Annotated in this window: 23 protein-coding genes; 16 read left to right on the forward strand and 7 right to left on the reverse strand. The window is 54.2% G+C overall.

Annotated elements, in window-relative coordinates; translation table 11 throughout:
* Positions 1-291 precede the first annotated feature (291 nt).
* From DRI82_RS12370 to DRI82_RS12400, 7 genes are all read left to right on the forward strand, one after another.
* Complete coding sequence (locus DRI82_RS12370) at positions 292-819, forward strand: Csu type fimbrial protein (RefSeq protein WP_114194051.1); 528 nt, start codon at positions 292-294, stop codon at positions 817-819.
* 72 nt (positions 820-891) lie between these two features.
* The gene (locus DRI82_RS12375; protein WP_425452656.1) at positions 892-1368 is read left to right on the forward strand and encodes a Csu type fimbrial protein; all 477 of its coding nucleotides are present in this window, start codon (positions 892-894) and stop codon (positions 1366-1368) included.
* Positions 1369-1459: 91 nt separating this feature from the next.
* A complete protein-coding gene (locus DRI82_RS12380; protein WP_245956825.1) occupies positions 1460-1987 on the forward strand; it encodes a Csu type fimbrial protein in 528 nt (175 codons plus the stop codon).
* A 26-nt stretch (positions 1988-2013) separates the two neighbouring features.
* Positions 2014-2787 (forward strand): fimbrial biogenesis chaperone, encoded by a 774-nt coding sequence (locus DRI82_RS12385; protein WP_114194057.1) that lies wholly within the window; start codon positions 2014-2016, stop codon positions 2785-2787.
* A gap of 64 nt (positions 2788-2851) precedes the next feature.
* Entirely contained in the window at positions 2852-5314 is a 2463-nt protein-coding gene (locus DRI82_RS12390) for a fimbria/pilus outer membrane usher protein (RefSeq protein ID WP_425452655.1), read from the forward strand.
* A 42-nt stretch (positions 5315-5356) separates the two neighbouring features.
* Positions 5357-6343, forward strand: coding sequence for a Csu type fimbrial protein (locus tag DRI82_RS12395; RefSeq protein ID WP_114194059.1), 987 nt, complete (start codon positions 5357-5359; stop codon positions 6341-6343).
* Positions 6344-6531: 188 nt separating this feature from the next.
* Positions 6532-6774 (forward strand): DUF1480 family protein, encoded by a 243-nt coding sequence (locus DRI82_RS12400; RefSeq protein WP_114194061.1) that lies wholly within the window; start codon positions 6532-6534, stop codon positions 6772-6774.
* A gap of 105 nt (positions 6775-6879) precedes the next feature.
* On the opposite strand, the gene DRI82_RS12405 is transcribed toward DRI82_RS12400, so the two are convergent.
* The 3 genes from DRI82_RS12405 to DRI82_RS12415 form a co-directional block, all read right to left on the reverse strand.
* A complete protein-coding gene (locus DRI82_RS12405) occupies positions 6880-7272 on the reverse strand; it encodes an ASCH domain-containing protein (protein WP_114194063.1) in 393 nt (130 codons plus the stop codon).
* 88 nt (positions 7273-7360) lie between these two features.
* Positions 7361-10258, reverse strand: coding sequence for a WG repeat-containing protein (locus DRI82_RS12410; protein WP_245956826.1), 2898 nt, complete (start codon positions 10256-10258; stop codon positions 7361-7363).
* Entirely contained in the window at positions 10255-13002 is a 2748-nt protein-coding gene (locus DRI82_RS12415; RefSeq protein WP_114194067.1) for a WG repeat-containing protein, read from the reverse strand. The genes DRI82_RS12410 and DRI82_RS12415 overlap by 4 nt, the downstream gene beginning before the upstream one ends.
* A gap of 474 nt (positions 13003-13476) precedes the next feature.
* Between DRI82_RS12415 and yddG the strand changes: the two genes are divergently transcribed.
* The 3 genes from yddG (at position 13477) to DRI82_RS12430 (ending at position 15865) form a co-directional block, all read left to right on the forward strand.
* Positions 13477-14364 carry an aromatic amino acid DMT transporter YddG gene (yddG, locus tag DRI82_RS12420; RefSeq protein WP_114194069.1) on the forward strand — a complete coding sequence of 296 codons (888 nt, stop codon included), beginning with the start codon at positions 13477-13479 and terminating at the stop codon, positions 14362-14364.
* 318 nt (positions 14365-14682) lie between these two features.
* On the forward strand, positions 14683-14940 hold the full coding sequence (locus DRI82_RS12425; RefSeq protein ID WP_114194071.1) for a DUF1883 domain-containing protein: 258 nt from the start codon (positions 14683-14685) through the stop codon (positions 14938-14940).
* 391 nt (positions 14941-15331) lie between these two features.
* Positions 15332-15865, forward strand: a complete 534-nt coding sequence (locus DRI82_RS12430) for a histidine phosphatase family protein (RefSeq protein WP_114194074.1) — start codon at positions 15332-15334, stop codon at positions 15863-15865.
* Between the two features lie 318 nt (positions 15866-16183).
* On the opposite strand, the gene DRI82_RS12435 is transcribed toward DRI82_RS12430, so the two are convergent.
* Positions 16184-17086, reverse strand: a complete 903-nt coding sequence (locus DRI82_RS12435; protein ID WP_114194076.1) for a DMT family transporter — start codon at positions 17084-17086, stop codon at positions 16184-16186.
* Between the two features lie 181 nt (positions 17087-17267).
* Here DRI82_RS12435 and DRI82_RS12440 point away from each other — a divergent pair, with 181 nt between their 5' ends.
* Complete coding sequence (locus tag DRI82_RS12440) at positions 17268-18146, forward strand: helix-turn-helix domain-containing protein (protein WP_114194078.1); 879 nt, start codon at positions 17268-17270, stop codon at positions 18144-18146.
* An 11-nt stretch (positions 18147-18157) separates the two neighbouring features.
* Here the strand turns inward: DRI82_RS12440 and DRI82_RS12445 are convergent, their stop codons facing one another.
* The 3 genes from DRI82_RS12445 to DRI82_RS12455 all read right to left on the reverse strand — a co-directional run bounded on the left by DRI82_RS12445 (position 18158) and on the right by DRI82_RS12455 (position 20008).
* Positions 18158-18850, reverse strand: a complete 693-nt coding sequence (locus DRI82_RS12445; RefSeq protein WP_114194080.1) for a DJ-1/PfpI family protein — start codon at positions 18848-18850, stop codon at positions 18158-18160.
* Positions 18851-18946: 96 nt separating this feature from the next.
* Positions 18947-19645: an extensin-like domain-containing protein gene (locus DRI82_RS12450; RefSeq protein WP_211317653.1), complete on the reverse strand. Its 699-nt coding sequence runs from the start codon at positions 19643-19645 to the stop codon at positions 18947-18949.
* A 51-nt stretch (positions 19646-19696) separates the two neighbouring features.
* Entirely contained in the window at positions 19697-20008 is a 312-nt protein-coding gene (locus DRI82_RS12455; RefSeq protein WP_114194081.1) for a hypothetical protein, read from the reverse strand.
* Positions 20009-20238: 230 nt separating this feature from the next.
* Here DRI82_RS12455 and cbpA point away from each other — a divergent pair, with 230 nt between their 5' ends.
* The 5 genes from cbpA (at position 20239) to DRI82_RS12480 (ending at position 24829) form a co-directional block, all read left to right on the forward strand.
* Positions 20239-21180, forward strand: coding sequence for a curved DNA-binding protein (cbpA, locus tag DRI82_RS12460; protein WP_114194083.1), 942 nt, complete (start codon positions 20239-20241; stop codon positions 21178-21180).
* 6 nt (positions 21181-21186) lie between these two features.
* Positions 21187-21501: a chaperone modulator CbpM gene (gene cbpM / locus DRI82_RS12465; RefSeq protein WP_114194085.1), complete on the forward strand. Its 315-nt coding sequence runs from the start codon at positions 21187-21189 to the stop codon at positions 21499-21501.
* Between the two features lie 132 nt (positions 21502-21633).
* Positions 21634-22731 carry a glycoside hydrolase family 88/105 protein gene (locus DRI82_RS12470; protein ID WP_114194087.1) on the forward strand — a complete coding sequence of 366 codons (1098 nt, stop codon included), beginning with the start codon at positions 21634-21636 and terminating at the stop codon, positions 22729-22731.
* A gap of 234 nt (positions 22732-22965) precedes the next feature.
* Positions 22966-24024 carry a bifunctional transcriptional activator/DNA repair enzyme AdaA gene (locus DRI82_RS12475; protein WP_114194089.1) on the forward strand — a complete coding sequence of 353 codons (1059 nt, stop codon included), beginning with the start codon at positions 22966-22968 and terminating at the stop codon, positions 24022-24024.
* Positions 24025-24190: 166 nt separating this feature from the next.
* A complete protein-coding gene (locus DRI82_RS12480) occupies positions 24191-24829 on the forward strand; it encodes a LysE family translocator (protein WP_114194091.1) in 639 nt (212 codons plus the stop codon).
* Positions 24830-24868: the final 39 nt, after the last annotated feature.

The raw sequence follows: 24868 nt of genomic DNA on the forward strand, positions 1-24868 counted from the left end.
CACTCCCGCGAAAAAAACCAGCAATTGTCCAGATCCCTCCGAGTCAGTACTGGCTTTAGCAAAAAATCCCTTAATTGCCAGCTAATAGGTCAAAAAAGAGTAATTCGTGAGCCTGATGTCTTTTTTTGGATTTAAACAGGAAATATCCATGAATGTATTCTAATAATTAATTTGTTTAAAAATATTAATGCTTACTCGCGGAAGCTGCCATTTTTAGACATCTGTAGTTCAACTTTAGATATCTGTAGTTCAACCACTGATGCGGCCCATTTTCAGTTTAAGGAACAGGCTATGAAGAAAATACGACTCGTGCTGGCTTGCTTGACGTTGATGATGTCGATCACCGCAACACCGCTTTTCGCCGGGACCGTTCAAGGAAATTTGAATGTGTCACTGACTATCGGTAATGGTTGCGAACTGACTGGCGGCGACTATACGGGTGCAGTGAACCAATTTGGAAATCTGAGTTTTGGCCAGTATTCCTCGCTCAGTAACATCATTGACTCCCAATCCACAGGAGCCAGTACCGGCAATATGCAAATGGTGTGTACCACAGGAACGGCGTACACCGTCAGCCTGGATAATGGCTTGCATGCAAGTGGCGCACAGCGGCGAATGATGGGCCCTGCAGGGGCATTCATCAATTATAACCTCTTTCAGGATGCGCCCCGCGCCACGGCATGGGCGGCAGGCACACCGTTGGCCGCAACCGGTGCTGGCACCCCGGTGGATCTGATTGTTTATGGCCGCGTGCCTGCGCAGACCACCCCGGCGGCGGGTGCTTATGCGGACACGGTAACCATGACCGTCACCTGGTGATGGTGTGGCATTCAGGGGCTCTGATTGATGGGGATAAGGAAAAGCCGGGTATCGGAACTGTGGGTATTGCTGATGATTGTCAGCACCCACAGCCATGCCGATAGCAAAACGGCCACCCTTGGCGTCAGCGCCACGCTGGTCTCCTCCTGCGTGGCCGGCACCTCCAATGCGGGCGTCACCAGTTTCGGTACGCTGAATTTTGGCACCGTCTATTTTCTCAGCAAGGCGGTGACCGTTACCGGCCAGCAAAACGCCGGGGCGATCCAGATTAAATGCAACAACGGCACGGCCTGGCGGGTGTTGCTTGGCGGGGGGCAAAGTGGCAATACCAGCGCCCGTTATCTGTCCGGTGGCCCAACGTCGCAGCACATCAATTACAACCTGTATACCAGTGCTGCGTATAACACGATTTGGGATAACCAGACAGGAATCAGCGGCACCGGTAGCGGCCAAACCGTCTGGCTGCCGGTGTATGGATTGGTTGCGCAACAGGCGACGCCGTCGGCTGGAAATTACAGCGACACGGTACAGGTGACGGTCAGTTGGTGACATGAAGGAATAGCCATCCATGACGTGTGCGGATCGAACCTTCAGGCGTGTTACAGCTTGCCGGCACACGGCGGCACAGATTATAGCCGGAATGTCTTTGGCTGCACTGCTGCAAAACGCCGTGGCGGATACCGGGGTAGACGACTTGTCGAAGTCGCAGGCGTTCACCGTCAACGCCAGCATTGTCAAGGGATGCACCCTCGGCTCGGGAGCCACGGATGTTACCAGCCTAGGTACGCTGAGTTTCGGCAATGTGTCCTCATTGGATGCGCCGGTGGACGTGGCCTCCACGCAAAATGCCGGTTCCGTGGTAATCAAATGTACACCGGGTGTCAGCGTCACGCTGGCTTTGGGTAGCGGGAATAACGTCACGGGGAGTGTCTCTTCCGGGCGTAAGTTGCTGAAAGCCAGCGGTACGGAAACGCTCACCTACCAACTCTTTCAGGACGCCGCGCATGCCACGGTTTGGGGAGATGGAACCAACGGCGGCAGTAGTCAGGTGTTCTCGTCCACCGGCGCGGTTCAGGAATATAAGATTTATGCCCGTTTGCTTGCCAGCAGCACCCTGCCCAGCGCAGGAAACTACACCGATAGTGTGCTGCTGACCGTAACTTATTGATTGTCATTGTAATAAGGATAGCTTTAATGAAGATGCACCCCTACGCTGTTTTGGCGCTTGCCCTGCTGCCCGCCTTCTGTTCCCTGTACTCTGCCCAGTCCACAGCCGCCGCCTCAATCCTTATCTGGCCCATCGATCCGGTTATCGAGGCAGCCGATCAGGCCAGCGCACTGTGGCTGGAAAATAAAGACAGCAAACCGGTCTATATGCAGATTCGGGTGTTGGGCTGGCAACAGCAAAACGGCGAGGACAACTACCACAGCCAGAGCGAAATTATCGCCAGCCCACCGGTTGCCACCATTGATCCCGGCAAGCGGCAACTGATTCGTCTGGTCAAAACCCTCCCCGTCCCGGCAGGTCAGGAGCGCGCCTATCGCATTCTGGTGGATGAAATTCCGCGGGCAGACGAAAATAAAACCACGCAAAACATCGACATGGGCCTGAAATTCCAGATGCGTTACTCGGTTCCCCTGTTTGTCACCGGCGAAGGTGTCTGGACCCGGCAGAATTACGAACACCCACGCGACATGGCGACGGCCTCGCTGCCGCAACTGAGTTTCCGCACGGTTAATCAGCAGGGTCAGCGCGGGGTCACCATCGCTAATCAGGGCAAGGTGCATGCGCGGCTGTCGAAGGTTTCATGGGTAAATGGCGCGCAGCACACTACGCTCAATGACGGATTGCTGGGTTATGTCCTTCCCGGCGCACAGATGACCTTCCCGGCACCGCAAGGCGGCGGAACACAGCTGCAAGCGACGGTTAACGATCAGCCTAAACCGATGGTGATTAACGCAAGATAAACGGAGCTGATAGCCCGATGCGCTATTTATCTTACTTTTTATCTTACATCGCCAGATTAGCTGCATGAATGGCTGCCGGATACTGACGCCGTTACGCGCGGCCATGGTGCTGGGCGTACTGAATGCCAATCTGGCACTGGCCGACGGATTGCCACCGCCGCCCACCGCTGCCAGTATGCCGGATACCCTGCTCTACCTTGAACTGGTCATCAATGGCAAACCTTCGGGCAATGTCCTGCCGGTGGCTTTTCGCGGTGGGCATTACTACCTCACGCCCGATCAGTTGATTGCCGCCGGTGTGCCTCTGCGCCAACCGGGCGATAAGCCCGTCGCCGTCGATCAGATTGATAAACTGGACGTCAGCTATAACGGTGAAAGCCAGCAGTTAATGATCTCCCTGCCCGGCGATTGGCTACCTGAACAGCATTTTAACACCCTGCGCCCCGGCGATTTTCTCCCCGCCCAGAGCAGTCTGGGATTTCTGTTCAACTATGACGTCTACGCCAACAATACGCCGCATTCGCAGCAGACAGGGTATGTCTCGTCATGGACCGAACAACGCCTGTTCGGCAGCTACGGCGCACTGAACAATAGCGGCGTCTATCGCCGGGAGATCGGCAACAGCGGCGACATTGACGAGGAAAATCGCTATATCCGTTACGATACCCAATGGCTGTACAACGATGACCGCACGATGATGCGTTATACCGCCGGGGATTTAATCACCGGTTCGCTGCCCTGGTCGAGTTCAGTCAGAGTGGGCGGAATACAGCTCTCAAGGAATTTCGCGACCCGCCCGGACTTGATCACCTATCCTTTGCCGCAGTTCGTCGGACAGGCCGCCGTACCCAGCACCGTTGACCTGTACATCAACAGCTTTAAAACCAGCAGCAATAACGTCAATCCCGGCCCTTTTACCCTCGACAGTATTCCGTTCATCAATGGCTCAGGGCAAGCGACCGTCGTGACGACCGACGCCCTCGGTCGACAGGTCAGCACAACGGTGCCTTTCTACGTAGCCAGTGAACTGCTGCGCCCCGGTCTGACCGACTACAGCGTTTCGATCGGCGCATTGCGCCAGGATTACGGCATCAGTTCTGCCAATTACGGTCAATTGGCTGGCAGCGGTATTATCCGCCACGGCATCACCGACTGGCTGACGCTGGAAGGCCGGGCGGAAGGCGCGCCCAGCCTGGCGGTGACCGGTGCTGGCGTGGGTTTACGCCTCGGCGAGTATGGCGTACTGAACGCCGCCTTGAGCGGAAGCTACTCGCAAGACGACGCGTTTGATGCCTCCACTTCGCTCATGAAAACCTACAACCCGGCAGACCCTTTTGGCAGCGCGACGCCGCCCGAACCGCTGGACAACAATGTCCCACCGAAAGGCGGAAACGGCGATCAAACGGCAACGGGTTACACCTACAGTAACCGGCTATTCAGCATCAGCGCGCAACGGATCTTGCGCAGCGACGATTACGCTGATTTATCGAACTACAAAACCAACTACCGCCTGAGCCGCCGCAGCGATCAACTGACCGGCAGCGTCGGATTGGGCGACTATGGTACACTGGGTTCGGGGTATTTCGACGTGCGCGACGGTGTGGGCACCCGCACGCAACTGATCAACCTCACCTACAGTAAATCGCTGTGGCGCAATATCAGTTTCTACGCCGCCATGAACCGGGAAATTGGCGGTGACGGCTACAGCGCGCAATTGATGCTGAGCATACCTTTCGCAAACTGGGGAACCACCAGTCTCAGCGCCAGCCAAGACACCGACAATAACTGGACGCAGCGCGCCACCTACAGCCGGGCCGCGCCCACCGACGGCGGATTGGGCTGGAATCTGGCTTACGCCGATGGCCGCGATCCGGGCAGTGAATATCAGCAGGCGGATGTCATCTGGCGCGCACCGGCATTCGAAACGCGTGGCGGCGTTTACGGCGGACAAGGCAATTACACCCGCTGGGGCGAGTTGACTGGTTCGCTGGTGGTCATGGACAGCCATCTCTACGCCACCAATCAGGTGAATGATGCGTTCGCGCTCATCTCCACCAACGGCTACGCCGATATCCCGGTCTCTTATGAAAATCAGCTTATCGGCAAAACCGACTCCCGTGGCTATTTGCTGGTGCCGACAGTGACGTCCTATTACCACGCCAAGTTTGAAATTGATCCGCTGAATCTGCCTGCCGATGTCAATACGCCGACCGTCGAGCGTACCCTTGCCATTCGGCAGAACAGCGGCCTGCTGGTCGAATTCCCGGTGAAACAGTTGTCATCGGCGACGGTAATTCTGGTCGATGGTCAGGGAACGCCATTGCCCAAAGGCAGTCCGGTCACCGTCAACAGCAGCGATCAAACCAGTTATGTCGGCTGGGATGGTATTGCTTGGCTGGAACAGGTCAGCAAAGAGAATCGCCTCACGGTGACCCGAGCCGACGACGGGAGCCGTTGCCATGCGCAGTTCGTATTGGCCCATCCGCAGGGCAGGCAGAATGTCGGCCCGTTGGTTTGCGTACCCTGAAGACTGCACTTTGAAGACTTTGAAGACAGAAGGAATTCAGCTATGTGGCGTTGCCCCCTAACCCGTGCCCTGACGCAGGGTGCCAAGCGATGGATAGTCATCGCCGGGCTGTTATACAGTTTATTGCTCAGTTTGCTGTTCAGTACCGATGCGTTGGCAGATTGCACCTTCACCAACGGCACCGTCAATCTGGGCACGCAGAGTTCGTTCACCGCCTATAACAGCCAGTTCCGCGCGCAGGGCACCGCGGGTATGTCATGCAGCGGCGTGAGTCTGGCGCTGCTGACCGCCAATACGATCAAAGCCACCATTCAGTCCACCGCCAATGGCATGAAACTTACCAATCAGGACGGGTCGGGCGACAGCATTTCCTATCTCATCTACCCGGATGCCAACTACCAATATCCCTACACCACCAGTCAAACTATCGACTACGGCGGGCTGAATCTGCTGTCACTGATCTTCCAGTCGACCTCTGCCAACGTGCCGCTGTATATCCAAACCACCGCCGGTGCCAACGTGCGGGCGGGAACCTACACGGACACCATTAACCTCACCTGGCAGTACTTTATTTGCCGCACGGGCGCGCTGGTGCTGTGCCTCAGCAACTGGAGCGGCACAGGAAGTTCGGCGGTCACCGTGACGGCAATCATCACCAAAGACTGCGCGCTGAATTCGGTTCCCAACGTCAACTTCGGCAGTAAAGCCCTGGTGGAACAGTTCAATCCGGTGACCCAGAGCATCACGCTGACCTGCACCAAGACGGAAGGCTATAAAACCTATTTTACGGCGGGAAACAACGCTTCTGGCGGTTGGCGGCGCATGCGCAGCGGTGCCACCAGCAACTATTTGCAGTATCAGATTTACGTGCCCAATACGACAACGGTTTGGGATGTCAATAATAAACAGGGTGGATCGGCAACGGGTTTGAGCCAGAGTCTCTCTTATACGGCGACGGTTAATCCAGCGCAGGCCGCAGTTCCGGTCGGGACTTATCAGGACAGTATCAGTTTTGTTATCGAGTACTAGAAGCAAGGCGGGACACTGCGGTAAATAGTGGGTGGCGCGGTAGGAATAGAATCAAGCGGATTTATAGAAATTTACTCTGTGAGCTCGCAGAAATATTATTTTGGAAATTTTAATATCTTGAACTAGGCTCATTATCATGACCAATAACTGGTCATACCTCCTTCAGCCGGCCAAAACAAGGAGCACGTATGGGGAAATCAACAGTCAGGATAGGCAGTTTTGAGATTTACGATGCACAATTATCCAAACCCGATGCCAAGGGAGGCGATACTTTGCGCATTCCATGTAAATCCGATGCGGGTCTGTGTATGCAGTTGGATGGGTGGGATGAAAAAACCAGTATTCCCGCGATCCTTGATGGCAGGCATTCCATTCTCTACAAGCAACATTACGATAAAGGCGAGGATGCCTGGATTATGCGGCTCGAATAAGAGCCTATCCCATTAGGGCTAAGCCACATAAATCCCGGTATTTTCAACCCCGTCAGCCACAGATCGGTTGTCCTGCTGCGCTGACGGGCGTCACGCCCCTGCCATTCAGAACGTTTCGATCAATTTGAATTTCATCAGAATCAACGTCATTTCCGGTGAAAAGAGATCATAGCTTTCAAAAAAGCGCTGATGCTCTTTGCGCCAGTAAGCCAACGAACGATCGCCCTCACCCTCTTCAAAAGCATGTTTTTCATCAACCTGATTGAAGGGTACAACATCCGTTGAGGTCAGCTCCACGGCGCACACAGGCTCACTTCGCCCGTCCACGACCACAAATACATCACCGACCTGAGGGATGCCGTCTTCATCGAGCATCGAACAGGTTGCGGTCTTGGTACCCGCAACAATCAGTTTTGCCAGTTCATCCGCCAGGGCTTCGGTATCGGCAAAGACCCACTTTTCAGCCTGTTGGTATTTTTCTGGAATCTGCTTAGCCATTTTCTCACCTTAAAAATTCTGTATTGCGCGCCGTTGGCCGGTCGCGCAACAAAAAAATCATCACTGTCTATTCCGCTTGGCGTAACCGCTATTGCTCGCAGCGTACCGGCATTTTCGGCGGCCACTGTCGTACTGCACCTGTTCCATAGAGAACCTGAATACCACATTCCCTATCCACGCGCGCCAATGGCTTACCGCTGCGATCAATCATCATCGAAACGTTATCATCCGACACAATCGCCACACCGCTGTCGAAAGGCGATACCGCGCTGAATACCGGGGCAATCACGAAATTACCCTGTGCATCGATAAATCCGTAGCGGTTGGCGGTCTGGGCAAAGGCCAGCCCGTCGCTCGGCAATCCCAAATCCTGGAAGACCACACCGTCAGTGGCGTGGCCCTGCAAATCGATCCAGGTTTTTTCTGCCGCCGAACGCGACAACACCGCGCGACCATCCTGCAACCGGCTGCCCTGTCCGTCAACCGTGAGAACAATCTTGCCGCTGGCATCCGCATAACGGGTGACGCTCTTGCCATCATTGGTCTGCGTACTGAACGCCAGATCGCTGGCGGCTGGCCAGAACCACTGACCTTCAGGCAGCACGCCCACTTTCACACCGTTGGTATCGATAATTTCAGTATTTTGCGCACCGGCACGCAACGCGTGTCCATTAACAAAGGCCGATGTCTGCCAATTGCTGTCAGAGGGAATTTGCCACTCGCCCTGCGCGTTGATGTAACCTTCCTGCGGCAAACGTGACAACCGCACCCAATCACCCATCGCGCGAATACCGGTATGCTCTTCGCTCAATTGCAACTGTCCATCGGCGGAAAGCAGCCACGACTGGCCGTCTGCGGCAGTTGCCAGAATCCGCCCGTCGCTGAAACGGTTAACGGTCAAACCGGCACTTAGAGCGATACGCTGTTTGCCGTCGGTCGCGATAATTGCCCGCTGGGCAACGTCCTGATTGGCGGGTTCCGTGCCTTGTGGCGCAGCCAGCGTCACGATCCACAACGCAGAATTGATCCGCTCAACCTTGCTGAATTTCGCAGCAATTACCCACTGACCATTGCCGTCAATGACGCCCCACTTGCCGTCGGGCAACTGGGCACTGGTTTGTCCGCTGGAGACGCCAGCGCCTTCATTCACGCTACCGACCTGCGTCAGCGACGGGGCGATCACTATCTTCTGCGACACCACGTCATAAATCCCCCACAGCGCATCTTCCGCGGCGGTTTCACGGTAACGGAACCAGCCGCCACCGATGGATTCAAGCTCAAAGACGTTCGGCAGATCAAAATGGTTACCCTGATGATCGAGCGCGTTCAGTTTGCCATCGCGATAGGCGAAGGCATATCCGTGCACGTAAGGTGAAATGTTGTCCTGTTCGAACGGCACCAACTGTTTGCCCAGGCTATCGATCAGCCCACTGCCGGTTTTGGTTTTGACGATAAACTGCAAAGGCGCATTGCGATCGGCATCGGAATCCGCGCCATCAGCCAACTGAATATCACTCCATTTGGCATCAAGCATCAGCGAACCGTCTGCCCGCAGCAAGCCCGCCCCTTCATTGTCCGAGACCAGCATCCCGAGCGGAATTGCCGATTCGGTCATGCGCTGGTTCTGGTCGGTAACCCCAAACAGCGGTTGCAGACGGCCATTTTGCAGGCTGCCCAGCGTTTTCTGCGACAACAGCGCTTTTCCGTGCTGATCGACGATGTTCAGCAATTTTCCGTTGCCATCGCGCAGCCACAGTCGGCCATTGATCACCTGTGAATTATCGATCTGCGCCAGCCAGTTCGGTTGCTGCATGCCACCGATCATCTGCCCGTCGGGCGCAATAATACTGTTGATTTTGCCCTGCTCACCACTGCGGGTCATCAGGAACGGCGCGGTATCCTGCGCGGACGCCACGCTGTTCGCCGGTATCGATAACGCGCCTTTGAATCCGGATAAATAGACTTTTACCGCGTCTTTATCGCTGTTGAGCACGTATTCATCGTGGATGCCCAATTTCGACGCGGCACTGCCGTCCAGACTCTGCAATTCATTACCCACGCTGTCGAGCAGCACGGTTTTGTCTTGATCGTTTTTCGCCAGCCACAACGAAGACGTCAGGGGTTCGGCGGAACGGTAGGTCTTTTCCACCAACGATCCATCGGCGCGGATGAAGCTGACCCGGTCACCCTGTTCGGCCCGTGCGAGCGAGTATTTGCCCGGTGGCACGGTAATCGCACTGAAGCTCGGCTCGATTCGCCAATTCAGGTTCTGATCGACGATACCGTAGCCCTGCTCGCTGTTGCGGGCGACAAACATGCCTTCATGACCGAAGGGTTGCACGATTTCCATTTGATCGCTGGCGAAGTGTCGGGTGCCGTCCGGCGACAGAAATACGGTTTTATACTCCAGACGCAGGCGCAGCGGATTGCCGTCCTCCAGCAACAGACTACTGACGCGCTCATCCAGCGGCTGGCCTACCGGTGCGCCGCTGCGGTTAATCAACTGCGGCCGACCTTCCCGCGTAACAGCCGCGATACCCAACTCAGTGAAATCGCCTGCGCTGGAAAACTGGGGTTCGATCGCCCATTTACCGCTGACGTCAATGTAGCCCCATTTGCCATTCTGGCTGACCGCCGCCAGACCATAGTGATAATCACTGGCCTGCTCGAATACCGGTTTGATCACCAGTTGGCCTTTCTCATCCAGAAAACCCCAGCGGTGCCCGGACATTTGTGGCGCCAGCGCGGCATCATCAATCGCCATTTCAGCGGACGGCAGGAGAACGGCGGCGCGCCCCTGATGAATATCGCGAATACAGATATTCACCACGCCCGGCAAAGCCAGACGAGCACGCGCCACGGCCTGAACGCCGGTTTCTGGAACGCTGCATCCTGTGGCGATATCCTCTGCGCTGGCCTGTTGTGCCAGCGCCAGTAATGTCACTAACCCGCCATTTTGCAGCGTCTTACGCAGGGCATATTTCATTGTGAACCTCCGGCGCAGGTCACGGCCTTGGCGGGCCATAGCGGCTGGCCTTTGGCGTCGACCACCACCCGTTGATTACAGCGCAGCAGAATTTGTGCCTGCACGCCGCCATCCGTATCTATTAATTGCAACTGGCCTTTATTCACCACCCAGGCGCGGCGATCGCTGAAATCGCTGGCCCATTCAAAGCGCGGTGAAATCACGTAGCGACCGGTTTGATCGATATACCCTGTTGCCGGGCCATAGGTCGCGCTTTTCACTGCGCGGGCGCGGCTGTCTTTCATCGGACCGAGTTGATCGAAATAGGCACCAATCACCTTTTTGCCGCTGGCATCAATAAAGCCATAGCGCTGATTTTCGCCGCGGAACGGCACCAACCCTTCGCTGGCGGATGAAGTCACAATACTGTTGAGCCCCGCAAACCGGCGAATCTCCTCACCGGAAAGATCGCGCAAAACGCTTTCACCGGTTTGATTGTCGTTATCGGCCAGACGATCCAGACCGTTCATCGGTAGCGCCGCCATAAAGTCAGGCAACGGCGGTTGCCCGGTGCGATCGATCAAGGTTTGGCTCTTGTCATTCACCGCGCTGGCCCACGGGCCGCTGCCGACAAAATTGAGGGCTTCGGTGTAAATCGGCGCGACTTGCCACTCGCCCTGACTGTTCAGCGCACCGTAACGTTGTCCGAAATTGAGCATGACCCAATCGCCGGTGATGGCGACTTTGTCCATGGCGATCGGTTTTTCCATTACGTGGCGACCTGCGGAATCGATCAGCGCCACACCGCCTTCAACCGGCTGTACCAGCCAATGATCCGCACCGACGGAGCGCGGTTTATCCAGCAAACCCTCAACCACCGACTGGCCCGTTGCAGCACTCAGCAAACTGTAGACCGTGCGGACCGGTGAGTTTGCTGCGCCCTCGGTCATTGCGAGAAACATGCCATTGCCCATATATTGCAGCGGTTGCAGACGGCTCTCGTCAGGCCGCACGGCCCAACCGCCATTACGATTGATCACGCCCCATTGATCCTGCATCTTGGCGAGCGCAAAACCGTCCTGGAACGGTTCAATCTGATCAAACGTCGGTGCTGCAATTTCGCGTTTGGCCTGAATATCCCACAGACCCCAGCGCTTGCCGTTCTCACCGTCCTCGGCGGTCAGCAGCAGCCCGTCAGAAATACTCTGACTCAGTTGCAGCGTCCGCGTCGGAACCTCCATCACCACGCCTTTGCGATCGATGATGCGGCGGTTCTCACCTTGCTCATCAGTTTGCGTTGCCCAGCCGTAGTCGCCGTCAAACGGGGTAATGCTTTGAAATTGCGGCTGAATAACCCACTGTCCGTTGGCATCAACGGCACCGACCTGACTGTTTTCGGTACGAACCAGTAGCGGGGCAGAGGCAGTTTTACTGTCGATACTGGCCCATTGTGGATCGGAGAATATTTCGCCGTGCGAAGTGAGAATCGCCGGGGGTTTGGTCGCATCTTGCGGCGTTAACACGGCCAGCGGAAGTCTCTGCGCCGCATCGTCACTCGCGGTCGCCAGATGCCCATTCAGCGGAGCGACCTGATAGCTTTTCAGGGCGGCCAGCGTCGCGTCTGTCAACAGGCCGACGCCGTTCATATCGTAGATTTGCAGCAGATCGGCGGTGTTGGCGTTATTGGCTTTCGCGCCCTGACTGATCCACAGCGTGTCGGCCAACAGGGTAATCTGCGGTTTTTCCGCTTTGACGGTGTTCACCAGATTATCAGGCCCGATCATCACCACCGTATCGGCGTTATTGGCGATCAGCCATGTGCCCCACTGGCGGAAGTTGTCCAGACCATCAGGTAGATCACTCTGTTTTTCCAGCGCAGCATTCAGCAGTTGCCGTTTACCCTCTTTGGTCGTCACCAGCCAATTGCCGCCGCTCAGCGGGGTTAGCGCTTTGAACTCCTGCTTATTCAGCGTCGCACCCTGACGATCGACGAACACCCAACCGGACTTACCCTGTACCGCAACCGCGTTACCGTTCAATTGCGGCAGCGTGCGGGTTTTCAGTTTCATCGGATCGACGGCCCACTCGCCGTTCTCATCCAGATATCCCCAATACCCTTTATCACGGGCATCACGCTTCTGCGCGGGAACCAAACCATCCTGGGGTTCACTTAATGCCATGATATCTTCGGGTAGCGCCAGCGAACGGGCGAGCGCGGCATTCCACAGCGATGGCGCGATTTGCACCTGAACGCTGGCGAGCGCCTGACCATTGACAAACCCGTCGCTCCCCAGACTGGCGGAGAACGGGAACGTCTTGACGATTTCGCCCTGCTTGTTAATCAGCGCCAGCCGGTTATCTGTCTCGACCAGCGCGGTGCCGTCAGCATTGAATGGGGTTGCGCGGGTAAAACGCGGCGCGATCAGCCAGTCGCCTTTCTGATCGATATAGCCAAACTGGCCGTCCTGCGCGGCGGCGGCCATGCCATTCACGAAACCGGACGCCGCGGTGAACGCAGGTGCAATCGCCATGCGACCGGAGGTATCCATGTACCCCCACAGCCCTTGCCCATCTTTTGCCGCGCCGAGCTGAACCGGTGCCAAGCCCTGCTGAAAGGCATATTGGCACTGTTTGCCCGCTTGAGGTGAATTGCACGATCGTGGCCACTGTTCTTCTGCACTGGCCGGGATGATGAATACGGCGTTCAACGCCAGCGCCAATGCACTGACATTCATCGCATACGTTAGTTTTTCGGAGTAAGTCATCCGATTCCCTTTGTGCCAAAATAATGTGAAAGTGTAGCGCATGCCACGGCTCACGGGCGCTGAACCATCGTCCCTCATCAGCACAGCGGCGCACCTGGCCGCGTGTGAACTGCACCATACAAATAATCGGTTGCCTGCTTGGGCTTAATCCGCCTTTTATAACATATGTTTAAGCAACACTAACATCCCTGAATAACTCGGGTTGCAGGTCGGCGGCAAGCAAATGAATCCCGATGAGCTGACTGCACCCATCGGGATCACATTCTATCTATCTGACCGCAACAAATCTGTTCTGTTTTAATATTTCGTTTCAATTGATGGCACTATCTTCTGTTCTCCTGCTTCTTTACTGTGAATGGCGGGTACAGTACGGCGCGTCGCAAGCGATCCGCGAGAAAACTGGATTACGCATCGCAAAGCCTGTGATAGCTTAAGACCCTTCATTTTGCAGGCATTAATTTCAGGACGACCCACTTGAAGCACGCTGTCAATACCGCCACCCTCACCGGACTTGTCGCCATTCTCCTCTGGAGCACCTCAGTCGGCATGATCCGCAGCGTCACCGAGTTGCTCGGCACAACGGCGGGAGCCGCCCTGATCTATTCGGTCAGCGCGATCTGTGTTGCGCTGGTGAAAGGCTTTCCGCGCATCGGCAAGTTCAACCGCATCTACCTGTTAATCGGTGGGGCGCTGTTTGTCAGCTATGAAATCTGTCTCGCGTTGGCGCTTGGCATCGCGCACTCGCGCCCGCAAGCGCTGGAAATTGGCATGATCAACTACCTCTGGCCGTGCCTGACCATCCTGTTTTCCCTGTTCATGAACCAGCAGAAAAGCACCTGGTGGATCTGGCCGGGGTTCGCGCTGTCATTTACCGGGATTGTGTGGGTCATGAAAGGTGATGGACACTGGTCCCCCGCGCTGATGTGGCAAAATATCTGCGAAAACCCAGTGGCGTATGGATTGGCATTCCTGGCCGCGATACTTTGGGCGCTGTACTGCAATCTCGCGCGGCGCTATGGCGGCGGCAAGAGCGCCGTCTCGCTGTTTTTGCTGGGCACTGCCGTCCTGCTGTGGATTAAATACGCTCTCGGTTCGCATGAGCCGATAAATTTTACCCTCCCCGCCGTCGGTCAACTGCTGTTCATTGGCGCAGCCACCGCCACCGCCTATTCCTGCTGGGACAGCGCCATCCAGAAAGGCAATATGACGCTGCTGGCGACCGTCTCCTATTTCACCCCGATATTCTCCACGCTGCTGGCGAGTCTCTGGCTACAGATCACGCCCGGATTTGCGTTCTGGCAAGGCGTTGCAATGGTGACTCTCGGCTCGCTGGTCTGCTGGCGCGCTACGCGGGAACGCTAATCAACGTCAACTCGTCGGTGTTTGGCATTTTCCTTCATCTATCTGTTCACCTGGCCTGCGCACGGTGGTATTGGCGGGCTGGACTTATGCCTTTATATCCAGTCGGAATAAAAAATTTATTAATAATTCTTAACATCCGGACGCATTTATAAAAATTTCTATAGATTCTTACAAGAATTGATTAAGGTCATTATTTATCCACTCTTCCTCTGGTTTTATAGAGACAGACGATTTGTGAAACAGGTCACGGTAGAACTCGATTTATGTACCTAAAACCTGAACGCAATCGATTACTTAACTCTCAGAGGAAACAATATCATGCCTATAGTCCGCGCCCGTCTTAGCCTGTTCGGAGGAGACACTGTTGTTGTGCGGTGCTCCGACAGTTGTCACATCCATCTGATGTGTGAAGGGGAATCTTCACCTAAACAGGCATCACGGGGTTTTGGCGATATTCTTGGCGTTAACGATCGTAAAACGGCTTATCTGGGTGTGCCGTACAGCGGATTTTGGAACGTGGTCATTGATACAAACTGCGATTCACTGGAGCATTCAATCAGCTATTTACCGGCCTGATTTTGATTGTCTTAGAGGCTTCTAATTATGTTGCCTGCCAACCAACGCCCAGAAACGGGCGTTTTGTTTTCCCCCACGCCTGCGAAATACCCGTTGATATTCAGAACACGCTACGGATAAAATTTTGTTATTATCAAGGAAGCGTATATTGATTATATCTCCACCTCTCGCCACTGTAGAATAATTAATACGTCAGAATCGTTTTCTTGCAATAAAAAAGCCATTGCCAGGCCATCGGATTATTATTAGACATGGCTCATTGTGAAAATTATTCATTATGTATGCGGCACGTAATTCATTGTTCAACGCGTTTGAGTCGGTGCTGAAAATAAAAGCGTTAACCAAAAATCAATCAACTTATTGAATTATAAAATAAAAAGGCAATAGTCCGATGATCATAACTTACTTCGTTCATTCCACTACCACGGATAATGAGTCTGGCGTTGTAACGGGCTGGGAAGACAGTCCTCTCTCCGAAAAAGGCAATAAACAGGCTGCTGAACTGCATAGTCTTACCGCAGATCATCCTTTTGATGTCGTTATTAGCTCAGACTCAGGTCGGGCAATAGAAACCGCAACAATCGCGTTTAAGCCATTATTCCTTATGACCGACTGGCGGTTGCGCGAGATAAATTATGGTAAATATAGCAAGCAACCTTCACATACGGTAAAAAGCGATTTAACAAAATATATCAACTCGCCCTTCCCAGAAGGAGAGTCATACGACGATGTATTAACTCGGATGGTGAGTTTAATCAGCGATATAAAAAAATATCACCAAGGAAAATCTGTTGCACTGGTTGCCCATCAGGCACCACAACTTGCATTGAATGTCCTTATACATGGCAAAACCTGGGAGCAGGCATTTCAGGAGGACTGGCGTAAAACGCATGCCTGGCAACCTGGTTGGACTTATGAAATATAAGCTTTTTATTTACTGGGAACAGATCACCCGCTTTTAACACCACACGAATCGCTCAAAAAAAACACCAGATGATGAACTATAATTAGCAAGATAAATCCTAAGGAGGGTTTGTTATGGAACAGATACTCTTTCTGGTATTTGCAGTCTTGCTGATCGTCATATCGTTAAAAGTTCGTGTGTGATCGCAGTCTGAACAAACGGGTCAGCGCGGGGAACTCCTACGCTGGCCCGTTGACGTTTATTTTCCCTGATGGCAAACCGCAATAGGCTATTTCCAATAGGTGACCGACCGCGGCCAACGGCTGAACCGACTGCGCATTATCGTTGCCGCGAAAACACTCTTCCCTTGAAAACCCCTGGCCGATAAAACATCACCAGATTACCCAGCAGAATCAGCACCAACCCAAAAATGGCGTTGCTGTGCCAGATGTAGTTTTCATAAACCGTTGATATTGTTAATGCCACCAGCGGGAAAAGCAGCGTGCTGTAGGCGGCCTGATTCGCGCCGATGCGCCCTACCAGACTGAAATAAGCGGCAAAAGCAATGACCGAGCCAAAAATAGCCAGATAGAACAGCGAGCCCAAATAGCGGCTGTTCAGTTCAATAGTAAAAGATTCACCCTGCACCAGGGTCAATATTCCCATGATCGCCGCACCATATGACATGGCGTAAGCGTTGGTGGAAAAAATATCCAGACCACGACGCTGATGGCGGCTGCTGATCATATTTCCTAATGAAAATCCGTAGGTACCCAACAGGCTCAGACCAACGCCCTGCAACAATTCCGGGGCGATTTCTGCCGCCATCAGGTCATGCCAGAACAGCGCGACAATTCCTGATAACCCCAGAATACTGGCAGGAATAAAGTTCGGGTGCAGTTTTTGGCGGAAGAAGATCAGCCCATTAATGGCGTTGAATAATACGGCCATTGAGAAAATAACCGATTCAATGCCGCTGCTGACATACGCGGCAGCGTGGTAGAAACAGTAGAAATTAAACGCAAATACGCAGAAGCCCTGTGCCAGACAAAAAAGATGATCGCGAAACGAGATCCGGCTCAGGCGTCGACTGACAATCAGGGCGATCATCATGACGCTGGCGGCAAGGGCAAAGCGGTAAAATATTGACGCCGTGACGGCCACGGTGCCTTGTTGCATCACAATGGCTATCCAGGTCGTACCCCAAATCAAAACGACCAGCAGATACAGCAGCGCATTCATAACTCTCTCCCACAGAAAACAGGTCTTCAGTGTGAAACAAAGACGCGATCGTTTTCTGTCAGGACGTTGCGGTCAGTTACATAATCTTGCGCTTTTTTCACAGCGACCGCAGGTTACTTGTGGATTAGGGGTGCGTCGCGTCTTAAACTATTCATCCGGATTTAGGAAAGAAGCACGAACCATGCATCAGGAATATCAGGCGTTCGAAACACTCAAGCGGCATCAGGCGACACTGCACAACACGGTGGAACTTGCGTCGGGTGTTCGGCTGGCCGCCTGGTCAAACAAGCATGATTGCATCACCCAGGAAAATCCATCGCACCATACCTTGAGTCTCTACACCGCCGATGGCTACGAGTCATATCATAAAACCCGCAGCGGTTGGCAAAACGGTGGCGGCCCGGATCGCTTCTGTATCATGCCCAAAGAGAGCGTGTCGAGCTGGGATATCCGCGACGATCTGTCGTTCGTGCATCTCTACTGCACCGATGCCCACTTGCGCCAGTTGGTCGAACAGACCTGGGATCGCAGCCCGGCGGCGATCAACGTCGAAGAATGCATTTTTGATGAAAATCCGCAAATTACCCTGCTCTATCGGCAATTTTTATTGCGTTGTCAGTGGCAGGAACCGAGCGATCAATTAATCCTCAGCAGCGCCGCAAACATGTTGATGACGCATATGCTGACGCGCTACACGCAATTGCAGTGGGCGTTGCCGCAGATTCGGGGAGGGCTGGCACCGGTGGTGTTGAAACGGGTCGTGGAGTTTATCCAGAACCATCTTGCCCAACCGTTGCAATTAGCCGATCTGGCCAGTTTGGCCGGACTCAGTGAGTTTCATTTTGCCCGCATGTTCCGCCAGAGTACCGGCATTGCCCCCCATCAATTTGTGATGCAGGCGCGCATTGAACACGCTGAGGCGCTGTTGCGCTCCAGTACGATGCCACTGATCGACATCGCGCTGGAGTGCGGTTTCAGTTCAGCCAGCCATTTCAGTCATCGCTTCAAGGCCATGCGCGGCGTTACCCCGTCGATACTGCGACAGGAGCAGAAAATCTAGCCGGGGGCACTTTACCGCGCGCTATTTAACGTCCTGGCGGCGCGCTCAAAAGAAGCATTGCGTTTCGCTCTATCCGACGTATTTCTGGTCATCACGCTTTCCACAATGGCCGCCGGGGCTGTTTCAGGTCGTCCCGCATTAAACGGCGGTTCAGGGGAGTATTCCAACCCCAGTTGGATTTGCTGGGCAATATCTTCACCAAATAATTCACTGATGACCACCAGCGCAAAATCCATACCCGCGGTTACACCGCCGCCCGTAATGATATTCCCGTCCCTGACCACGCGTCCGGAATCGGGAATGGCACCAAACAACGCAAGGGTGTCACGCCATGCCCAGTGGCACGTAGCACGTTTGCCGATAAGCAATCCTGCCGCAGCAAGGATCAATGATCCGGTACATACCGACGTAATGTAGCGGGCACCCGAGGCCAGTTGGCGGATTTTAGCCAGATAGACGGGATTTTCCATCGCATCGCCGCACCCTCCGCCACCAGGAACGCACAATACATCGCATTCATTCAACGTGGAGAGATCCGCCAGCGACGAAAAAGTCAGGCCATCGGCATGAATGGGCTCCGCATTCAATGATGCAACGATAACCCTGACATCAGGAAGCTTTGAGAAGAATTGATAGGGACCGGTGAAATCAAGCTGGGTGACGTTTTGGTAAAGCGGGATAACGATTGTCAATGGACGGCTCATGGTACAGTCTCTCCAGTAGGATTTGATACCGCATGAAACGACAGCGTTGAATGTCGCAGTGGGGCCGATCGGCCAGCACAAAAGCAATGATGTCCATCACCGACATACCCCGAAGCCGCGCATACCCAAATGGAAATGGTTGGCGTGGGCAGCATTGTAATCCGGGCCGAGCGAGTTACCAAAAAAATGGCAGCTGTCATTGAATACCGCACGCAGATAATTGCCCGCTGCATCGTCCCGAGGCCATCCGGCCAGCACGGTGACGGTTCGTCCGTTGGCAAAGCGGAATCCGGTAATGTCCAGCGCGTCTGCCGTGGCATGTTCGCTAAGCCGACCTTCGGGACGATGGTAAACATTTCGGCAGGCGTAACTGCCTAGGTGATCAATGCGTGACAACGCGCTACCCAGTCCCTCTTTGGCCTGCGGTGCCGCCGATTGCGCCACAAACATCGCACTGCTCATGGCCAAAGGACAGCTCGCCAGAAAACTCGAACTCAGCGTGACGCTGCCAAAATTCTGCACCCGCACCGGAGCCAGCAACGGGCATTTCCCCTTCATCTCACCCAACTGCGTAAAGGCAATTCGTCCGGCTTCACGCGCACGGTTCAGTGCGGCCAGACAGGCATCCGGATCGCTGCCGAGACGAGCCAGCTTGTAGCGGGTGATCAGCGTTGGCGGATCGTCAACCGACAGCGGCGCGAAAGGATCGTAACCCGGCGGCAGATAGGGCCGGATCCAGGGCGCCAGCCCGGCCAGTATCAGCACCACGATCAACACCCCGATAATCACTCGCAAACGCCTTCGCTCCTTTTCTCTCTGTCGTGCATCTATCCGCCAAGAGTTGGCCTACAGACCGACAATACTTTCCACCTGATGGTGAAACACATAGGGATCAGAGATCAACGCAAATTTTTCATCTTCAGAATAGGTCACCGCAATGGAGTAATCCTCACCCGCGAAGGCTTTTACTGCGGCCAGATTTTCCCAATAGGTCGCCAGGAAAAAGTGCTCATACCCCGCCTGAGTTTCACGGCGTACAAACGCACCGAGATTACCGGCAATACTTTTCGAATGCTGGATACCAGTGAGTTGCAGATGCTTGGCAAATCCCTCAGCATGAATCACAGGCACACAACCGTGCCAGGTACGACAAATCATTCCACCCTCGCATATCTATTCAATAATAACGAATAGATAGTCTACATCAATCTTCCGCGTCGGCAAAAAACCTTTCCTTCCACGTACCCGCCACAGCCATTCAGGCGGCGAACGGTCAATTCACAGAGTTAACCCCTGCGCCTTAAGGTGCTAAGATTGAAACAGTTTCATTGTATCTGGCAGGGCATGCGTGACGCCCGCAATAACTCGTTGAAAATGAGAGTGTGTACATGGAATTCAAGGACTATTACGTCATTTTAGGGGTCAACCCTAGCGACGATCTCAGAACCATCAAAACGGCTTATCGACGTCTGGCACGCAAATACCATCCTGATGTCAGCAAGGAGCCGAACGCTGAAAGCAAATTCAAAGAAGTTGCCGAAGCCTATGAGGTACTGAAAGACACCGAGCGCCGTGAGGAATACGATCAATTGCGTCTGCATCGCAATGATCCGAACTTTGGCCGACAACAACCGTGGCAACAGCAGCGCAGCAGTGCGCATAGCGGTGGGAATGGCAGTGGCCACTCGCAAGACTATTCAGACTTTTTCGAGTCGGTATTTGGCGGCAGGGCCCGTTCGACACGGCAACAATCCCAGGCTATTCGCGGTCAGGATGTTGAAATGGAGATTGCGGTGCTGCTGGAGGAAACGCTCACGGTGCAAACCCGCACTATCTCCTTCCAACTTCCTGCTGACGATCCTTTTGGTCGGCCAGTACAAAACCGCACTAAGACGCTGAACGTCAAAATCCCTGCCGGTGTGGGTGAAGGTGAGCGGATTCGCCTGAAGGGCCAGGGCGGCGCGGGCTTCAACGGCGGGCCAAACGGCGATCTGTATCTGGTGGTGCGCATCGCCCCGCACCCACTGTTTGATATCGATGGTCACAATCTGAATATCGTGGTGCCGCTGGCGCCATGGGAAGCCGCCTTGGGTGCCAAAATCGATGTCCCCACGCTGGCCGGAAAAATCACCGTAACCATTCCCGCTGGCAGCCAGACCGGTCAGCGCCTGCGCATCAAGGGCAAAGGGCTGGTCGGCAAGAAAGAGTCCGGCGATCTGTTCGCTATTCTCAAAGTCACTATGCCACCCAAACCCGACAACAAGACCGCTGAACTTTGGAAGCAGTTGGCAGCGCACACCACGTTTAATCCCCGTAGCGAATGGGAGTAAAACATCATGACCGAAATAGACGTTACTTTTACGATCACTGAATTCTGTCAATATACCGATCTTTCCCCAGACGAACTGAGTGAAGTGGTCGGGTTGGGTCTTATTGAGCCGAAAGAAATCGAATCTGAAAGTTGGCTCTTTGACGGACATGCCCTGGTGATTTTCCAGCGGGCGCAACGGTTGCACCAGGAATTGGAATTGGACTGGTCAGGCATCGCGCTGGCTATCACGCTGCTGGATAATATCGAACACCTGAAAGAAGAGAACCGGCAGTTGCACAAACAACTCAGTCGGTTCTTGCTGGAAAACGAAGGCCGCTGATCTCCCCCGACGATCATCCGTCGTTTGCCAGCTCAGCGAGGTGTTATAGGTGAATTCAGGCGTAATCGACAGATAATCCCCGGTGTTTTTGTTTTTCGACTCAAGCATATAGGTAAGGACTGACAAATCGCTATGTCTACAAATATTGAACAAGAAATCACTGAAAAACTCGACCGGCTTTTTAATGAAATCATCACCGTGCGTACCGACGATCGGCAACTGAAAGCGCTGAAAGTGAGCGCCGCCGAACTGTCGATTGAGAACTGGGACTGGCCGCAAGGTGTAGGTATTTACGGCATCTGGCGGCTCTACAAAGTGACCGGACAGTCGCGCTATCTCGGCTATGTACGCAGTTGGTATCAACGCCGTCTCGCGGAGGGCCTGCCCGAAAAGGACATCAACCGCGTCGCGCCCATGCTGACGCTGACCACGATGAGCCTCGAACTGAATGACCGCAGCCATGATGATTTAATTCATGAATTTGCCCACTGGATCGAGAAAGAGCTGGTCCGCACGCAGGAGAATGGCTTCACCCACAGCACCAGCGATCATCTCAATGAAGAACAGTTATGGGTCGATACCCTGTTCATGAGCAGCCTGTTTTACGCCCGTGCCGGATCTTATCTGGCGCGACCGGCCTACAGTGAAGAAGTCACCTACCAATTCCTGCTGCATATCAAGTATCTCATCGACCGCAAAACCGGTCTTTGGATGCACGGCTGGAATTTCAATGAAGCCAGCAATTACGGCGAGGCGCTCTGGGGACGCGGAAACGGCTGGGCAGCCATCAGCACCGTCGATTTCCTGGAAATGCTCAGTGAGAAAAATGCCGGTTATCAGATGATCGAACAGACATTCCAGCGTCAAGCGGCGGCTGCCATGAAGTATCAGCACCCAAGCGGCATGTGGCATACGCTGGTCAATAAACCGGACAGTTATCTGGAAACCTCGGGCACCGCCGGATTCACTTATGCGTTGCTAAAAGGGATGCGATTGGGTCTGCTGGATGACTCTTATCAAGACACCGCGTGGAAAGGTGTCAAAGCATTATTAAGCCGTATCAATGAACAGGGTGAAGTCGCTGATGTGTCTGCCGGAACACCCATTGGCGCAGATCTCACCCACTATCACAACATTGCCATTAAACAGCGCGCTTACGGCCAGTCCCTGACCATGCTGGCACTGACGGAAGCGCTGGCGTTTTCAGCGCGGGTCGCCCCTGTACTGTGAATGGTTTAATCAGCCGCAGTTGAAAAAAGCCCTGTCGGCGTTGACTCGCGAACAGGTCACAGCCTAACCCCCTCTCCGCCTACCGCTTGGTAGCGCGGGGATATTTTTCATTATTTTTCAAACGCTTTACGCTTTCTTTCGCAAAATAAAAATCAACGCCCGAATTTTGTCGCTCCGATAAACAGAATTATTCTACTCTGATTACCAATGAGTGAATGAAGAGTGAGCAACCCTATGCTTTTTGATCTTCCTGACGATGACACCCTTTACACTGCCCTCATTGCCCGCGATCCGGCCTACGATGGATTTGCCTTTGTCGGGGTGAAAAGTACCGGGGTGTTTTGCCGACTGACGTGCGCCGCGCGTAAACCCAAACGTGAAAACAGCCGGTTCTTTTCGTCCATTGCCGCCTGTCTGGAAGCCGGTTTCAGACCGTGCAAGCGCTGTACGCCGCTGGCGCTTTCAGGCGAGAAAGACCCGACGGTCACCCAACTGATCGATGCGCTGGATCGTGAACCCGAGAAACGTTGGTCGGAAGACGATCTGCTGCGGCTGGACTACGATCCCTCGACCGTCCGCCGCGCGTTCAAGCGTCAATTTGGTATCACCTTTCTTGAAATGGCCAGACTGCGCAGGCTCGGCAAAGGCATGGATGTCCTGGCATCCGGCGTCAAGATTATTGATGCGCAAATCGAAGCCAGTTACGAATCCGGCAGCGGATTCCGCGCGGCCATTGCCCGGCACATCGGCGTCAATCCGAGTCAGGCAAGAACCCATCAATTCCTGAAGGCTGATTGGCTGGATACACCGATCGGCTCGATGCTGGCGGTGGCGGACAATTACGCGCTGCACCTGCTCGAGTTCTGCGATCGTAAAGCACTGCCCACGGAGCTCACCCGGCTGAAGAATGTGACGGGTTCGGACATCATTATGGGCCGCACGCCCCTGATTGACCGTGTGGAACAGGAGATGAACGGTTATTTCTCGGGGCAACTTTTTGAATTCACCACACCTCTGGCGCAACACGGCTCGCTGTTTACCCAAAAAGTCTGGGATGTGCTGCGCTCAATTCCGATTGGCGACGTACAAAGTTATTCCGCGATAGCGTCGATGATGGGTCAATCCTCTGCCGCCAGAGCGGTTGCGCGCGCCAACGGTGCCAACCAGATTTCCATAATCATCCCCTGTCACCGGGTGATTGGTGCTGACGGTTCGTTGACCGGTTACGGCGGCGGGCTGTGGCGAAAGCGCTGGCTGATCGAGCATGAGCGCCGCATGTCGCTGCGTCAGTAGCGATATAAGCTACGCTCCGGCGACCTCTCTTTCGCTGATGGAGAGTTTTAAACTGCGGTTAACGCCGCAAAGCCGATAATTAATACTGAAAATCCTAACGCTATATAAATGAATATTTGCTGCATGCTATTTTATTCTTTTACGCCTTGAGCGAAAGAGAGTCCCTATGGCCACGTCGACTGCTGTTATTGCCATTCTGGTGGCGCTGATGTTGGGTGCAATGAGTCCCGGCCCCAGTTTTGTCCTGGTCGCACGTAATTCGGTGGGATTGTCGCGCGCTGATGGGTTGGCAACAGCCGTCGGGATGGGCGTTGGCGGTGTAATTTTTGGCGGTATCGCACTCGCCGGACTTTATACGTTGCTCACGTCGGTGGAATGGCTCTATATCACGTTGAAAATAGCGGGCGGCGTATATTTGCTTTACCTCGCCTATAAGATTTGGCGCGGTGCCAACTCGCCGTTGGTCGTTGACGATGGCGCGATTTTGCACCGCAAAGGGGTGCAGCGTTCGTTCTGGCTGGGGCTGACCACGCAACTGAGTAACCCAAAGACAGCGATCGTGTACGGCAGTATTTTTGCGTCGCTGCTTCCGCAACATCCTCCGCTCTGGTGTTATATCGCGTTACCCCCGCTGATGTTTGCCATTGAAGCCGGATGGTACACGCTGGTGGCAATCTGTTTTTCGAGTCGCCGCCCGCGGGAAATCTACCTGCGCAGTAAAAAATGGGTCGATCGTCTGGCATCCACGGCGATTGCCGCACTGGGGTTGAGGCTGATTCTCACCGCGCATAAAACGGGTTTATGAACGTTAAAAGGCCGGATTATTCCCGGCCTCTATTCGCAA

Source organism: Edaphovirga cremea, assembly GCF_003332275.1.
Classification (GTDB): Bacteria; Pseudomonadota; Gammaproteobacteria; order Enterobacterales; family Enterobacteriaceae; genus Edaphovirga; species Edaphovirga cremea.